Source organism: Burkholderia sp. SIMBA_062 (assembly GCF_046534765.1).
Classification (GTDB): Bacteria; Pseudomonadota; Gammaproteobacteria; order Burkholderiales; family Burkholderiaceae; genus Burkholderia; species Burkholderia ambifaria.
Genome location: NZ_JAWRYD010000475.1, coordinates 1 through 249, shown reverse-complemented (window position 1 = coordinate 249; position 249 = coordinate 1). Strand labels below are relative to the sequence as shown.

The 249-nt window shown below is 63.5% G+C and carries 1 protein-coding gene; it reads right to left on the bottom strand.

Annotated elements, in window-relative coordinates; all coding sequences use genetic code 11:
* Nucleotides 1-249: enolase C-terminal domain-like protein (locus SB786_RS37125; protein ID WP_410731699.1), on the bottom strand; the 249-nt coding region annotated here is incomplete at both ends.

Below are 249 nucleotides of genomic sequence, written 5' to 3'. Positions count from 1 at the left end.
CGTGCCGTCCTCGAGACGCGCAACGGGCAGATAAGCCGGGTCATACGGGAAACGCGCGGCGGCGGCTTCGTCGATGTCGACGCCGTGACCCGGCGCATCGCCGGGATGCATCATGCCTTTGTCGAAACGCCATGCATGCGGGAATACATCGAGCGCGTCTTGCGGAAAGCCCATGTATTCCTGCACGCCGAAATTCGGCACCCACAGGTCGAAATGCAACGCCGCGCCCATGCAGACCGGCGATAGGTC